The 14,413-nt window shown below is 46.1% G+C and carries 14 protein-coding genes; 2 read left to right on the forward strand and 12 right to left on the reverse strand.

Annotation, left to right across the window (positions count from 1 at the left end):
* Window positions 1–6: 6 nt before the first annotated feature.
* Entirely contained in the window at window positions 7–939 is a 933-nt protein-coding gene (locus tag M3221_RS00070; RefSeq protein ID WP_251269538.1) for a response regulator, read from the forward strand.
* A gap of 43 nt (window positions 940–982) precedes the next feature.
* On the opposite strand, the gene secDF is transcribed toward M3221_RS00070, so the two are convergent.
* Both secDF and M3221_RS00080 read right to left on the reverse strand, forming a co-directional pair.
* On the reverse strand, window positions 983–3,244 hold the full coding sequence (secDF, locus tag M3221_RS00075) for a protein translocase subunit SecDF (protein ID WP_251269539.1): 2,262 nt from the start codon (window positions 3,242–3,244) through the stop codon (window positions 983–985).
* A gap of 116 nt (window positions 3,245–3,360) precedes the next feature.
* Window positions 3,361–3,678: a post-transcriptional regulator gene (locus M3221_RS00080; RefSeq protein ID WP_251269540.1), complete on the reverse strand. Its 318-nt coding sequence runs from the start codon at window positions 3,676–3,678 to the stop codon at window positions 3,361–3,363.
* A 118-nt stretch (window positions 3,679–3,796) separates the two neighbouring features.
* On the opposite strand from M3221_RS00080, the gene spoVB reads away from it, so the two are divergent.
* Entirely contained in the window at window positions 3,797–5,287 is a 1,491-nt protein-coding gene (gene spoVB / locus M3221_RS00085) for a stage V sporulation protein B (RefSeq protein WP_251270083.1), read from the forward strand.
* Between the two features lie 32 nt (window positions 5,288–5,319).
* Here the strand turns inward: spoVB and yajC are convergent, their stop codons facing one another.
* The 10 genes from yajC to M3221_RS00135 all read right to left on the reverse strand — a co-directional run bounded on the left by yajC (window position 5,320) and on the right by M3221_RS00135 (window position 14,196).
* Window positions 5,320–5,589, reverse strand: a complete 270-nt coding sequence (yajC, locus tag M3221_RS00090) for a preprotein translocase subunit YajC (RefSeq protein ID WP_251269541.1) — start codon at window positions 5,587–5,589, stop codon at window positions 5,320–5,322.
* A gap of 35 nt (window positions 5,590–5,624) precedes the next feature.
* Entirely contained in the window at window positions 5,625–6,764 is a 1,140-nt protein-coding gene (gene tgt, locus M3221_RS00095) for a tRNA guanosine(34) transglycosylase Tgt (RefSeq protein WP_242233354.1), read from the reverse strand.
* The gene (gene queA / locus M3221_RS00100; RefSeq protein WP_251269542.1) at window positions 6,751–7,809 is read right to left on the reverse strand and encodes a tRNA preQ1(34) S-adenosylmethionine ribosyltransferase-isomerase QueA; all 1,059 of its coding nucleotides are present in this window, start codon (window positions 7,807–7,809) and stop codon (window positions 6,751–6,753) included. Before queA ends, tgt begins: the two co-directional genes overlap by 14 nt.
* Before the next feature lie 16 nt (window positions 7,810–7,825).
* On the reverse strand, window positions 7,826–8,032 hold the full coding sequence (locus tag M3221_RS00105; RefSeq protein WP_251269543.1) for a DUF2905 domain-containing protein: 207 nt from the start codon (window positions 8,030–8,032) through the stop codon (window positions 7,826–7,828).
* Window positions 8,029–9,033 (reverse strand): Holliday junction branch migration DNA helicase RuvB, encoded by a 1,005-nt coding sequence (ruvB, locus tag M3221_RS00110; RefSeq protein ID WP_251269544.1) that lies wholly within the window; start codon window positions 9,031–9,033, stop codon window positions 8,029–8,031. Before ruvB ends, M3221_RS00105 begins: the two co-directional genes overlap by 4 nt.
* 15 nt (window positions 9,034–9,048) lie before the next feature.
* On the reverse strand, window positions 9,049–9,660 hold the full coding sequence (ruvA, locus tag M3221_RS00115) for a Holliday junction branch migration protein RuvA (protein ID WP_251269545.1): 612 nt from the start codon (window positions 9,658–9,660) through the stop codon (window positions 9,049–9,051).
* 80 nt (window positions 9,661–9,740) lie between these two features.
* Complete coding sequence (locus M3221_RS00120) at window positions 9,741–10,547, reverse strand: uroporphyrinogen-III synthase (protein WP_251269546.1); 807 nt, start codon at window positions 10,545–10,547, stop codon at window positions 9,741–9,743.
* Between the two features lie 99 nt (window positions 10,548–10,646).
* The gene (locus M3221_RS00125; protein WP_251269547.1) at window positions 10,647–12,521 is read right to left on the reverse strand and encodes a PTS fructose transporter subunit IIABC; all 1,875 of its coding nucleotides are present in this window, start codon (window positions 12,519–12,521) and stop codon (window positions 10,647–10,649) included.
* Window positions 12,518–13,447, reverse strand: coding sequence for a 1-phosphofructokinase (pfkB, locus tag M3221_RS00130; protein WP_251269548.1), 930 nt, complete (start codon window positions 13,445–13,447; stop codon window positions 12,518–12,520). The genes M3221_RS00125 and pfkB overlap by 4 nt, the downstream gene beginning before the upstream one ends.
* On the reverse strand, window positions 13,444–14,196 hold the full coding sequence (locus M3221_RS00135) for a DeoR/GlpR family DNA-binding transcription regulator (RefSeq protein WP_251269549.1): 753 nt from the start codon (window positions 14,194–14,196) through the stop codon (window positions 13,444–13,446). The genes pfkB and M3221_RS00135 overlap by 4 nt, the downstream gene beginning before the upstream one ends.
* Between the last annotated feature and the right edge of the window lie 217 nt (window positions 14,197–14,413).

A 14,413-nucleotide genomic window follows, 5' to 3' on the forward strand; every position in this document is an offset into this window, starting at 1 on the left:
TTACATATGCGTTTTTTTCTTGTAGATGATGATGATGCAATTCGTCTTACGCTGACGAAAATTATTGAAGATGAGGATTTGGGAGAAGTAGCCGGAGAACAAGCAGATGGCGATGGATTAACCGGTGCGTTTTTGAACATGCAAAAAATTGATATCCTTTTTATTGATTTGCTGATGCCCATCAAAGACGGCCTGGAAACGATCCGCGACCTGGCAGGGTACAATGGCAAAGTGATTATGATTTCACAAGTAGAAACGAAGGAACTGATCGGCGAAGCATACGCCCTCGGTGTAGAATACTACGTTATGAAACCGATCAATCGAATTGAAATCATTACGGTTATTCGAAAAGTAAAAGAGCGGATTCAGCTTGAAAAATCAATCCAGACGATTAAAACATCCTTAAACAGCCTGCTGCCGGCCGAAGAATCGGACAGACGCGCTGCACAAAGCGAAACGAGCTTAATCGATACAGGAGAATACCTGCTGGCTGAAATGGGGATTGTCGGCCATAACGGTGCGAAGGATTTGCTTGATATTCTTTCTTTTTTATTTTCAGACGAGGAATCTGCTTTTGATCAAAGCTTTCCTTCTTTAAAAACCATTTTTGAAAAGACGATTCAAAAAAGACTGGGTGAATCTGCTTCCGCCCAAGCGGTTAACAGGGAAATAAAAGCTTCGGAACAGCGGGTCCGCCGCGCTATTATTCACTCCATCGTTCATTTCGCTTCACTCGGGCTGACTGATTACGCCAATCCTAAATTTGAGTTTTATGCGGCCAAGTTTTTTGATTTTATGACCGTCCGCCAAAAAATGCTGGAACTGCAAAAAGACCCAAATGCCGCTTCTGCTCCCGTTAAAGTGAATATGAAAAAATTTATCCAAATGTTCTTTTTTGAAGCGAAACGCTTAAGAACCGAAACAAACCACCCATATTAACAGAAAAAACCTGCAGACTGATGCGTCTGCAGGTTTTTTGCATTTATACTTGTAATTCGTCTTTGTTTGCTGCTTTTTCTTTGTACGTAATTAATTTGCCTTTTTTCTTTAATTCTTTCTTTTTCCAAATCAGCCATAGCTGGGAAGCAATAAAGATAGACGAGTATGCTCCACCAATCAAGCCGACCAAAAGCGCAATAGAGAAGTTTAAGATCGACGGGCTTCCAAGCACAATCAACGTGATAACAGCAATGACGACAGTTAAAACCGTATTGATAGAACGGGCCAGCGTCTGCCGGATACTTTTATTGACAATATTGTCCAACTGCTCCGGTGCCGTGATTTTCTTTGCTTTCGTCATATTTTCGCGAATCCGGTCAAATGTAACGATCGTATCGTTAATTGAATACCCGACAATCGTCAATACAGCCGCGATAAAGGTAATATCGACTTCAAGGCGCGTTAAACTGAAAAACGCAATGATGAAGAATACGTCATGCAAAAGTGCTAAAACGGCAGCAAGGCCCATATAAAATTCAAAGCGGAACGCCACATATAAAATAATTCCTATTGTGGCAATGGCAAGTGCCTTTATTGCATTTTTCGCCAGCTCTTTCCCAACGACCGGCGAAACGGTGCTGATATTTGGCTCAGAGCCAAATTTTTCATTCATGCCTGCTTTGACTTTAGCAATTTCCTGCTGCGTCAGCGCTTCATCAAACCGGGCAGATGCAATGGTTTGATTGTCCCCGCCAAGCGTTACATTTACGTCATAGCCAAGCTTGTCGAGCTCTGCTTCAACCGCCTCCTCGGTTAACGGTTTCTCAGACAGCAATTCCATCCGGGAACCGCTGGAGAAATCAATACCGAGGTTTAAACGGAACACAGCCAGTACAATCATGCCGGCAATAATCGCCACAGCCGACAGTGCAAACAGCTTTTTATGCGGTTTAACAAAATCCAGCTTGTCAAATTTAGTTGGCAGATCCAGTGCATCATATCCTTCACTGATCGGATGAATATCTGCTTTTTTCACGCCAAACCAGCCCGGCTTATTATTTAGCCAGTTGCTTTTTACAAGAATGCTCATCAGCACCCTTGCACCCCAGATAGCGGTAATAAAGCTGACAAGAATACTGATAATCAAAGTTGTCGCAAAGCCTTTTACAGAGCTTGTCCCAAAGTAAAATAAAACGCCGCCTGCCAGCAGTGTCGTTAAGTTTGCGTCAACGACGGTCAGGAAGGCATTGCTGCTTCCTGTCTTGAAAGCGGCTTTGATCGGCCGGCCGATCTTAATTTCTTCCTTGATCCGCTCTGCGGTAATGATGTTTGCATCTACTGCCATCCCAACCCCAAGTATAAGAGCCGCGATACCCGGCAGCGTCATGACTGCACCAAGCAAATCAAAAATAAGCAGTGTTAAGTAAAGAAAGGCTATCAGTGTAATGACTGCTACGAATCCCGGCAAGCGGTAATATAGAATCATAAATAAGAAGATGATCCCGATACCAACAATACCAGCCAGCATCGTTTCATTGAGTGCTTGTTCACCAAACTGTGCCCCAACGGACGTTGAATATATTTCTTTCAGTTTGACCGGAAGAGCCCCTGCATCCAGCAGTGCTGCAAGTTCCTGTGCTTCTTCTACTGTAAAATCCCCTTGAATGGTGACTTCTGTTGTATTGAATACCTCGTCAACATTTGGGGCCGACAAAAACTTCGGATTTTCTTTTTGAACTTCCTTGGCAAAAGAATCTTTGCCTTCTTCAAAATCAAGCCAGATGACCAGCTGATTGTTTGGTGCCATGGAAACAATTTTTTCTGTTACTTCTTTGAATTTATCTTTATCTTTTAACTTAACAGCGACGTTGGGCTGCCCTGTTTCCGTAAAGGACTGCTCAGCTCCACCTTCGACAAGATCGCTTCCATCCATCATCAACTTGTCGTTTACATCGCGAAAAGATAAATTTGCCTGTGTAGACAGCATGCTTCGTGCCTGCTCCTGATCCTCTATACCAGCCAGCTGCACACGAATCCGATTGCCTTCCTCCACTTGAATGCTTGGCTCGCTGACACCGAGAGCGTTAATTCGCTTATCCAGCGCTTCAGCGGTATCCGCTACTACACTTTCCGTTATTTTCTGTCCTTCTTTTGCAGGCTGTACTTCATACAGCACTTCAAAACCACCCTGCAAATCAAGCCCCAGCTTAATATCCTGGACGATGTTTTTTGCCGTTGTACTCATCGCTCCTAACAAAACGAGGACCACGAGCAAAAAAGCAACGATCCGGCTCCGTTTTACCATTCTACATTCCCACTCCTTATGATATATAAAAACCAGTTGATAAAAAAAATTCCGGTAACGAATACCAGAATCCCTCAGCCCTCTACATTATGAATGAGAACAAACAGGCTGTCAATTTACTCCCTTTCTTTAGGCGGAGCAAACAAAGCAGCTATTTCCACATCAGACAGCGGTTCACTCCATTCCGGCGCTTTAAAGGCCGTCAGCTGCGTGTAATTCATATATTCCCCCGGCTTCACTGATAAGATATCTCCTACTAAACGGGAAAGCGAACGCTCTGTGTCCATTGATTTCCACCTTTTTTCTTTCAAAAACCGCCATAGCATTCCCGTTTCTGCAGTTTCATAGTGAAGCAGCCTAAACTCTTCAACTTTGCTGATTAGTGCCGGCAGCAGCTTGTCGTAATACACATCGTACGGATGATTTCCCATCATGAATGCCCCCTGTCATGCTCGTCCATCTTTGTACATATATCTCATTATACAATACTTTTCTCACAATTACTTTCTTAGAAAAGGCGGTGGCAGATTGTCATCATTTATAAAAGGAACGATGTGGCTTGCAGGCGCTATTTTCCTTGTGAAAATCCTTGGCTTCGTCAACCGGATGGTCATTGCCCGGTTAATTGGCGAAGAAGGCGTCGGCTTGTATATGGCTGTATTTCCAGCTTTTATATTAACGATTACAGCCGTTCAGTTCGGACTGCCGGTGGCTGTTACACGAAGCGTTGCCGCTGCAGAAAATGATGCACAGCGAAAGCATATTTTCTGCACATCGCTTTTTATCACCCTTTCACTGGCAGCCGTTTTAACACCTTTATTTTGTTTGCTGGCACCCTATCTTGCTGAAAACTTATTTCATGATAAACGGGCAGTCCTGCCGCTTTATGCCATAGCACCATCGATTCCAATTATCGCCATTTCATCTATTGTGCGCGGCTATTTTCAAGGAAAGATGAATATGAAGCCGGCTGCTCTTTCACAGCTGATTGAGCAGATCGTCCGAATCGGCTTGATTATCGTATCAGGGAGGCTTCTTCTGCCTTATGGAATCGAGTATGCTGCAGCAGGTGCCATGGCAGCTGCTTCAGCTGGAGAGCTGATTTCCCTCCTTTATCTTCTCGGCTCCTTTCGTTCGGAGTGGCGGAAAGTCCGGAAGTATCCCGGCAGGCGGACAAGCCGGCCTCTTTTTGGCGAATTGGCGGAAACGGCTCTTCCTGCTGTTGGAAGCCGGCTGATTGGGTCTGGTGCCTGGTTTTTAGAGCCGATTGTCGTCGTGAAGAGCCTGGCCATTGCAGGGCTTGCTTCGAGTGAAGCGATGAAAGAATACGGAGTGTTGACAGGCTACGCGCTGCCGCTCATGTTCCTGCCGTCTTTTTTAACGGTTGCTCTTTCCTCTTCGCTCGTTCCGGATATTAGCGAGTCTTTCAGTAAAAAAAGATTCAGCAACGTTGCCTGGCGGGTAAATGAATCTATCCGCTTTTGCTTGTTTTCAGGCGGATTCGCTACGATTATTCTGTTTTTGTTTGCAGAGCCTTTTATGCTGGTGATGTATCATACCCAAAAAGGAGCCGATTTAATTCAGGTTATGGCACCCTTTTTCCTTCTTTATTACTGCCAGGGACCGCTCCAGGCTGTTCTTCAGGCACTTAACTTGTCACGTGCTGCCATGCTGAACAGCTTTTATGGCGCTGTGGTAAAGCTTCTGGTTATCTTTCTTTTATCAAGCCAGCCTGCATTTGGTATTCGCGGCACCGCCATTGCTATAGCGGCCGGCATCGTGATTGTTACACTTCTTCACACAGCATCTATGCTAAAAGCCGTACCGTTTTCACTTCAATATGGCTTATACGCAAAAATCGGTTTGCTGCTTCTCTTTACCTTTTTCAGCGCCCAGGCGTTTCTTCCCTTTCTTAAAGAGAGTACCTTCCTTTATGTAGGAGGTGGAATGACCGGCTGCCTGCTCGTTTATGTGGCTGGCGCTGTTGTACTCGGTATCTTTAAAAAAGACGATCTGTCCACGCTTCTTTTTTGGCGCACATAAAAAGCCCGGAATATTTTCCGGGCTTTTGCATGTTAGACAGTCGTTTTGTTTACTACATCACGTACCGCAGAGCGGTCAAATGTTAAACGTGTACCATCGCCGACTACAATGGTAATCGTTGTTTCATCGGTTGATTCAATCATACCGTGAAGACCGCCAATTGTGACGATTTTGTCTCCTTTTTGCAAATTGGTCTGCATTTCCATCACCGTGCGCTGACGCTTTCGCTGCGGGCGGATCAATAGGAAATAAAACAGGGCAAACATGATAATCAAAGGGAGAAACTGAGCTAATGCTTCCATTCGTATTCTTCACTCCTTTCCAAAAACAAACAACGTCAAAAGTTTTTTGCATCCGGACGATTGAACCCGTATTGCTCAAAGAACTCCTCGCGGAAATCACCAAGCCGGTCCTCTCGGATCGCTTGACGTACGTTTTCCATTAATTTTATCAGAAAATGTAGGTTATGGTAAGTCGTAAGTCTAATTCCAAATGTTTCATTGCAATGAAGCAAATGGCGGACATACGCACGAGAATAATTTTTACATGCATAGCAGCTGCAATTTGGATCAAGCGGCCCAAAATCACGGGCATACTTGGCGTTTTTTACGACAAGTCTTCCTTCACTTGTCATCAGGGTGCCGTTGCGGGCAATGCGTGTCGGCAGTACGCAGTCGAACATGTCGATTCCGCGTATCGCTCCATCAATTAACGAGTCTGGTGATCCTACCCCCATTAAATAGCGCGGCTTGTCTGCCGGCAAATGAGGCGTTGTAAACTCAAGTACACGATTCATGACATCTTTTGGCTCGCCGACCGATAAGCCGCCAATGGCATAACCCGGGAAGTCAAGCGACACGAGGTCACGAGCGCTTTGTTTACGAAGATCTTCATATTCACCGCCCTGTACAATACCAAACAGCCCCTGATCCTGCGGCCGTTGGTGTGCAGTAAGGCAGCGTTCTGCCCAGCGGGATGTGCGCTCTACAGATTTTTTCATATATTCATACTCTGCCGGATACGGCGGGCACTCGTCAAATGCCATCATAATATCAGAGCCGAGCGCATTTTGAATCTCCATCGCTTTTTCAGGAGATAAAAACAGTTTGTCGCCATTAATATGATTACGGAAATGAACGCCTTCTTCTTCGATTTTCCGGAATTCACTTAACGAAAATACTTGGAACCCGCCGGAATCGGTTAAAATAGCGCCATCCCAATTCATAAATTTATGAAGGCCGCCTGCCTCCTTCACAATATCGTGCCCGGGGCGCAGCCATAGATGGTACGTGTTGCTGAGCAAAATGTTCGCGCCCATCGCCTTAATATCTTCCGGCGCCATTGTTTTAACCGTGGCAAGCGTTCCAACCGGCATAAAAACCGGCGTCTCGAAGCTGCCATGCGGTGTATGTACACGGCCAAGACGGGCTCCTGTTTGTTTACATGTTTTAATGTGTTCATATTTAATAGCTGTCATTCGTTTTGTCACCTTTCACATCGATAATAAGCATCGCATCTCCAAAACTGAAAAAGCGGTATTTTTCTCTTACGGCTTCTTCATAAGCTGCGAGGACACGCTGCTGTCCGGCCAGAGCACTGATTAACATAATGAGCGTAGACTTTGGCAAGTGAAAATTCGTAATCATGCCGTCAATCGCCCGGAATTCAAATCCCGGATAAATAAAAATATCGGTCCAGCCGCTTGATTGTTTCACTTCCCCGTGTTCGCGTGCAGCCGTTTCAAGCGTACGAACAGAAGTTGTTCCGACCGCAATAACCCGGCCGCCTGCTCGTTTTGTTTCGCGAATCGCTTCTTCCGTTTCGGCAGAAATGGTATAGTACTCCGCATGCATATCATGGTCTTCAATTGAATCAACCGAAACCGGACGGAATGTCCCAAGACCGACATGTAGCGTAATAAACTCGATTCGTACGCCTTTTTCTTTTAACTCGGCTAAAAGCGGCTCAGTAAAATGAAGACCCGCCGTCGGTGCAGCCGCAGAGCCGCGCTCTTTCGCATATACGGTCTGGTAGCGGTCCCGTTCTTCAAGCTGTTCTTTAATATACGGAGGGAGCGGCATTTCACCAAGCTCGTCAAGCACTTCATAAAAGATTCCTTCGTATTCAAAGCGAAGCATCCGTCCGCCCTGTTCTTTTTCTCCGACACAGACCGCTTTCAGTTTACCATCTCCGAATGAGATGACACTGCCTTCTTTAATACGCTTGGCCGGCTTTACCAATGTTTCCCATACATCCGTTTCGTCCTGCTTCAAAAGAAGCACTTCAATATTAGCGCCTGTTTCTTCTTTGACGCCATGCAGACGAGCCGGCAGCACTTTTGTGTCATTTAACACAAGTAAGTCGCCCGGCTGCAAATAGTTTGTGACATTTTGAAACGTTTCATGAGTGACGCTTCCCGTGCCCTTATCGAGCACCATCAAACGACTCTTAGCCCGCTCTTTCAGCGGTGTCTGTGCAATTAACTCTTCAGGAAGCTCAAAATCAAAATCTTCTACTTTCATTTCTTACACCTCTAATTTATCTCCATTTTCCAATTACATAAAAAAGAAGCGACAGCACAATGCTTGCCACGATCGATGTTACAATCGGAAAATAAAAGGTTGCGTTTTCTTTTTTAATCACAATATCGCCCGGCAGCCGGCCGAGCTTTCCAAATTGGACAAGAAGCCCAATGAGGAATAAAACGGCCCCAGCTGCCATCAGCATTTTGCCCATACTTGTCATAATGCAGGCAGCTCCATTCCAAAATGCTCGTAAGCCGCTGGCAGGGCGATTCTTCCACGCGGCGTCCGCTGCAGAAAGCCAATTTGCAATAAATAAGGTTCATATACATCTTCTATTGTAGCAGATTCTTCGCCAATGCTGGCAGCCAGCGTATCAAGCCCCACCGGACCGCCTTTAAAACGGCTTAATATCGTGTTAAGCAATTTATGGTCAATATGATCAAGGCCAAGGCGGTCGACCTGCAGAAGCTCAAGCGCTTCGTTCGCTTTTTCGATCGTAATGTGCCCTTCTCCACGGACTTCCGCATAATCGCGCACCCGTTTTAATAATCGATTGGCAATACGGGGTGTACCGCGTGAGCGGCGCGCCAGCTCATCGGCTCCTTCTGCATCAATAGAGGTACCCAGTATATCTGCTGTTCGTATGACTACTTCCTTGAGCTGATCAGGCGTATAATACTCTAACCGGGAGTGAACGCCAAACCGGTCACGAAGCGGCGCAGAAAGTGCCCCAGCCCGTGTGGTCGCGCCAATAAGTGTAAACGGAGGCAGATCAAGCCGCACTGACCTTGCTTCCGGTCCTTTTCCAATCACAATATCAAGACAGAAGTCTTCCATTGCCGGATAAAGGACTTCTTCAATCGAGCGTGGCAGCCGGTGAATCTCATCAATAAACAGCACATCGCCTGGGGCAAGGGCTGTTAATACTGCGGCTAAATCTCCTGGACGTTCAATGGCCGGACCGGATGTTGTCCGGAATCCGGACCCCATTTCGTTGGCAATGACCGCTGCCATCGTTGTTTTGCCAAGTCCGGGAGGCCCATACAGAAGCACGTGATCCAGTGTTTCTTCCCGTTTCAATGCTGCTTCAATAAAAATAGACAAGTTTTGTTTAACTTGTTCCTGTCCAATATATTGACGTAACGTTTGCGGCCGGAGCGACTGCTCTTCAAATCGTTCTTCTGCTCCGGCTCCGCCTGATAATACCCGCTGATCTTCCAATCCAGTCCCTCCTTCTTATCCAAGCAGCAGCTGCAGTCCTTTTCGAATGTACTCATCAGTAGACATGGCTGCTTCTTTCTCGAGCCGGCCCGTAATGCGCTTGATTTCCCGCGCTGAATAGCCTAGCGCCTCAAGCGCAAGCAGCGCTTCATCAAGCGCAGCATTCCCCGATGAAGCAGGTTCCGGCTGTTTTGGAGCAAATAAACCGGTCAAGGAATCCGATACAACGTGATCCAGTTTTCCCTTTAAATCTAAAATCATTTGGCGCGCCGTTTTTTTGCCGATCCCCGGGAATTTCACTAAATAGGGCTCGTCTTCGCGCTCGATTGCACTGACAACATGTGATGGTGTACCAGAAGCCAGAACCGCCAGCGCTCCTTTTGGACCGATGCCGGACACACTAATCAGCTTTTCAAATAGCCTTTTTTCTTCCATCGTTGCAAATCCAAACAGAACATGAGCATCTTCACGGACATGCTGATACAAATAAACCGTTTTTTCTTCCTGCTCATGTTTTGAAAAAGCAAATGGGTTCGGTGTAAGCACTCGATAGCCGATGCCATTGTTTTCAACAACAATATACTCCGGCCCTACAAATGTAATAAATCCTTTAATATACTCGTACAAATTCCTGTCTCCTTTTATACGCTTGTTCATTGTATCATATCATATCAGCGCTAAAAAAGAAACATTTGTTCCCTGAATATTCAGTCACCTTTAAAAAACTCATCAACTGCCACAACAAGTGCTCCCATTCGCTCATGTTCCGGTGCTACCACCCGTGTGATGCCATATTCGCTTAGCGTTCCAGTTGTAACCCTGCCAATCGAGCCGGCAACCGCTTTTTCATTAAAAGCCTGCGCCAGCTGCCCGGCCAGCCCTTGTTTTTCCGCTTCTTTAAATAAAACACGCACTTGTGGCGTCGCCGTAAATAAAACAGCATCGATTTCACCGTCAATGATTTCATGGACCAGTTTCGTGACTACTTCAGGATATGGAACTGTCGTTTCGTACGGCATAATGCATGTTAAATCTGCTCCCTTTTCTGCAAACCCCTGCTCAAGAGCCGGCACCCGCTCTCCATGAAGCTGTAAGAACACGCGCTGTCCAGCTAAATCCACTTCTTCAAGCGCCCCAAGCAGTCCGGCGTTTGTGCCGTCACCATCAATAATTTCTGGAGCTAACCCATGTTTTTTTAACTCCTGCACAGTTTTGTAGCCGCGCGTTGCAATTCGGGAAGCCGCTACCGCTTTTTGAAGCGGCTCACTCAGGCCAAGCGAGGCAGCTGCTTCAAAAAGAGCCGCTGTTCCGACACCCGTTGTAAAAACACTCCAGTCTGTTCCGTTTGCGATCACGGCTTCAAGAATTTCCTGCATATCCTCCGGCTTACATTTTATTGTTTCCTGAAGTGGCCGTTCGTAAGCCGTGCCGCCTTTTTTTTGAACCATCATGCTCATTTCTGCCATTTTCCGTGAGCCAGTAATGGCAATTCTTTTTTCATGCAAGTTTCCCATTTTATCTCTCCGTTTCTCTTTTCTTTTAATACTATCCGTTTCCCCGGCTTTTTTCCATAGAAAAAGGCGGCTCAACCTCGGTTGAGCCGCCTTAGTTCCTTATTTAACTGGCTTTTTCAAAACAGCAAGAAGGAGAGCTGTTACAGCTGCGCCTACCAGGACTGCTACCAGGTAAAGAAGGGGATTTCCTTGTACAACAGGGAAAACGAAGATCCCGCCGTGTGGTGCAGGCAATTTAACACCAAAAATCATTGTCAGCGCACCGGCTACTGCTGAACCGGCTACTGCCGCTGGAATTACGCGTGCTGGATCTTTTGCAGCGAACGGAATCGCTCCTTCCGTGATAAAAGAAAGACCCATAATGTAGTTTGTTTTACCTGCATCGCGTTCTTGTACAGTAAAACGATTTTTAAAGAATGTTGTCGCAAGCGCGATACCAAGCGGCGGAACCATACCGCCGGCCATAACCGCTGCGTGCGGTGCAAAGTTGCCGGCATCAATCATGGCAATACCAAATGTAAAAGCGGCTTTGTTAATCGGGCCACCCATATCAACAGCCATCATACCGCCAAGAATCACACCAAGAAGAACAAGATTGCTTGTTCCCATTCCGCCAAGGGCATCTACAAGCCATTGGTTCAAGGCACTTACAGGACCATTAATCACATAAACCATTGCCATACCGGTAATAAAGATACCGAATAGCGGGTACAACAGAACTGGCTTAATTCCATCCAATGCCTGAGGAAGGCCAGCAAAGATTTTTTTCAACAATACGACTGCATAACCAGCAAGGAAACCGGCGATTAAACCGCCAAGGAAGCCAGAACCGCCATTTGCAGCCAGCATACCACCAACTAAACCAGGAGCAAGACCAGGACGATCCGCAATACTCATCGCAATGAATCCAGCAAGAATCGGAATCATAAGAGCAAATGCACTGCCGCCGCCAATATCCATTAATGCTTTTGCAAACGGATTGTATGTTGGATCATCAGGATTTACTGCATTAATACCAAAGAAGAATGAAATCGCGATTAAAATACCGCCGCCGACTACAAGCGGAAGCATTGCGGATACACCGCTCATTAAGTGCTTGTAGAATGCGTTTCCAGCTGAAGAATCGCTTTTCGATGAAGAGGCTGCAGCACCACCGCCGCCCTGGAATACAGGTGCATCTTGTTTTACGGCACGGTCAAGCAATCCATCCGGGTTGCGAATCCCTTGTGCCACCGGCACTTGAATCACATGCTTGCCTTTAAAGCGCTCCATTTCTACCTGCTTGTCCGCTGCGACAATAATGGCGGACGCTTTCGCAATTTCATCGGCTGTAAGCGCGTTTTTCACGCCGCTTGAACCGTTTGTTTCCACTTTAAAGTTTAAGCCTTTTTCTTTCGCTTTTGCTTTCAGTGAGTCTGCTGCCATATACGTATGCGCAATCCCTGTCGGGCAGGCTGTTACCGCCAGTACAAGCGGTGCATCCGCCTCAGCAGGAGCAGCTGTTTCTTCTTTTTCTTCTACATTTTCACGCAGGTCAAACGCTTGAATAATTTCATCTTCGTTTTTAGCGTTCATTAGCTCATCCCGGAAGCCAGGATCCATTAAAAAGCCGGATAAGCTTGAAAGTGTCTCTAAGTGCGCTTCGTTTGCGCCATCTGGAGCCGCGATCATGAAGAAAAGTGTAGATGGCTGTCCGTCTAATGATTCATAATCAATTCCATTTTTCGCACGGCCAAATGCTACAGCCGGTGTTTTAACCGCTGCTGTTTTCGCGTGTGGAATGGCAATGCCTTCTCCAACACCTGTTGTGCTTTGTGCTTCACGGGCTAAAATGGCTTCTTTATAGGCAGCACGGTCGTTTAAACGGCCGGCTTGATCTAGTTTCGCAACCAATTCATCAATAACAGACGCTTTATCTGTTGCAGACAAGTCCATGATGACTGTGTCTTTTTTCAGCAAGTCTGTAATTTTCATACTAATCCCTCCTGTTCTGCTTCTACAATCGTCACACGGCTGTACACGTCTTCTACTTCTTCTTTTGTGCACAGATCATCCGAAAACGCTGTTGCGCTTCCTGCTGCAACCGCCCAGCGGAACGCTTCATGCGGCGCTAGACCCGCATCGATTTTAGCCATGAATGCTGCTACCATGGAGTCACCGGATCCGACTGTGTTTTTCACTGTACCTTTTGGTGAAGAAGCGAAATAAACGCCTTCTTTATGAACAAGAACAGCACCATCACCGCCCATAGAAACGATCACGTTTTGAGCGCCTTCATCTACGAGTTTTTTCGCAATAGAAGCAGCTTGTTCTTTTGTTTCTACTTTTGTATCGAACAACTCACCAAGCTCATGATGGTTCGGTTTTACGAAAAACGGCTTATATGGAAGAAGTGCTTTAAGGGCTGCGCCGCTTGTATCAACGACAACCCGCGCCCCTTTTGCTCTTGCCGCATCGATTAATGTTCCTGCATAGTCTGCTGGCAGTGAAGACGGTACGCTTCCGCCGATGTGAAGCCAGTCCCGATCCGTTAATTCGCTCGTTAGCTGAACCAGCTGCCTCGCATTCTCGTCTGAAATAAGGGGTGATGGACCATTGATTTCTGTTTCGCTGTTTGATTTCAGCTTTACATTAATACGTGTGGCGCCTTCAACAGGTGTAAAGCGGTGAGATACCCCTTCGCGATCCAGTTCGCTTTTGATAAACTCTCCTGTAAATCCTCCTGCAAAACCAATCGCGCACGTGTCGCTTTCAAGGCGCTTCAGAACACGCGATACGTTAATTCCTTTTCCTCCGGCATACATATCGGCGCTTTCAGAGCGGTTTAATCCACCTGCTTGAAATTGATCGACCCGTATCACGTAATCAATGGCCGGGTTTAGTGTGCATGTGTAAATCATGATAGTGCCTCCTTGATGTCCGTTACTTTCTCGAACATCCGTCTTGTTTTCTCCGGGATTTTGCCCGTAATAATGACTGCGTCTTCAAGATTAGCAATATGAGCAAACGTGCTTTCCTGAAACTTCGACGCATCCGCTAAAATAAACGGCTGCTGTGCACGCTTTATTGCCTCTGTTTTCACAGCTGCTTCTTCCGGATCCGGTGTAGTATACCCTGCTTTTAAATGAATCCCGTTTACACCAAGAAATGCTTTGTCAAACCAATATTGCTGAAGGCCGTGTACCGCTCCAGTTCCCGTTAAAGCTTCCGTAGACTTCTTTAACCGGCCGCCGGTTCCGTACGCTTCAATTCCCTGTTCAGCTAAGAGACGCAAATGATCAAAACCGCTCGTGACGGCGACAATATTTTTCGCTTGAATATATGGAATAAGAGCAAGTGTTGTTGTTCCCGCATCAATAAACACGCAGTCATTGTCTTCAATAAGGGATGCAGCCAGGCGTCCGGCCGCACGCTTTTCTTCTGAGAAACGATTACTTTTTTCACCCATCGATGGTTCAATACGTTTCCTGGATACTTTTGCAGCGCCGCCGTGAACCCGCCTAAGGAGTCCTGATTCTTCCAGATCCGTCAAATCGCGGCGGATGGTAGATTCTGACGCCCCTGTTGCTTCCGTTAGTTCTTGAATCTTAACCACTTCTTTTTCTTTTAAAAGATTTAAAATCGTGGCGTGGCGTTCTTCTGTCAGCACTGGCTGCATCCCTCCTTTATTTTTGTTACTTTCATTATATAACCGCTTTCATGCAAAAACAATCATTTTCAATCATTATTTCTCAAAAACATTCACATTTTGATTATTTGTGACTGATTCATGAAAAAAAACGGGCAATTTCTGCACTGTTTTATCTGAAAATTATGTGAATATACAAAAACATACTATTTTCTACTCCACAAAAAAAGACGTGCGA

Source organism: Domibacillus indicus, assembly GCF_023715895.1.
GTDB classification, from domain to species: Bacteria; Bacillota; Bacilli; order Bacillales; family Domibacillaceae; genus Domibacillus; species Domibacillus indicus_A.

Bases quoted from the DNA above. Each gene is read 5' to 3' on its own strand.
- M3221_RS00080 (WP_251269540.1), bottom strand. From the start codon at position 3,678: ATGATGGGAAATCATCCGTACGATGTGTATTACGACAAGCTGCTGCCG.
- queA (WP_251269542.1), bottom strand. From the start codon at position 7,809: ATGAAAGTAGAAGATTTTGATTTTGAGCTTCCTGAAGAGTTAATTGCA.
- tgt (WP_242233354.1), bottom strand. From the start codon at position 6,764: ATGACAGCTATTAAATATGAACACATTAAAACATGTAAACAAACAGGA.
- spoVB (WP_251270083.1), top strand. From the start codon at position 3,797: ATGTGGCTTGCAGGCGCTATTTTCCTTGTGAAAATCCTTGGCTTCGTC.
- M3221_RS00070 (WP_251269538.1), top strand. From the start codon at position 7: ATGCGTTTTTTTCTTGTAGATGATGATGATGCAATTCGTCTTACGCTG.
- pfkB (WP_251269548.1), bottom strand. From the start codon at position 13,447: ATGATTTACACATGCACACTAAACCCGGCCATTGATTACGTGATACGG.
- M3221_RS00125 (WP_251269547.1), bottom strand. From the start codon at position 12,521: ATGAAAATTACAGACTTGCTGAAAAAAGACACAGTCATCATGGACTTG.
- yajC (WP_251269541.1), bottom strand. From the start codon at position 5,589: ATGGAAGCATTAGCTCAGTTTCTCCCTTTGATTATCATGTTTGCCCTG.
- M3221_RS00105 (WP_251269543.1), bottom strand. From the start codon at position 8,032: ATGACAAGTATGGGCAAAATGCTGATGGCAGCTGGGGCCGTTTTATTC.
- M3221_RS00120 (WP_251269546.1), bottom strand. From the start codon at position 10,547: ATGGGAAACTTGCATGAAAAAAGAATTGCCATTACTGGCTCACGGAAA.
- secDF (WP_251269539.1), bottom strand. From the start codon at position 3,244: ATGGTAAAACGGAGCCGGATCGTTGCTTTTTTGCTCGTGGTCCTCGTT.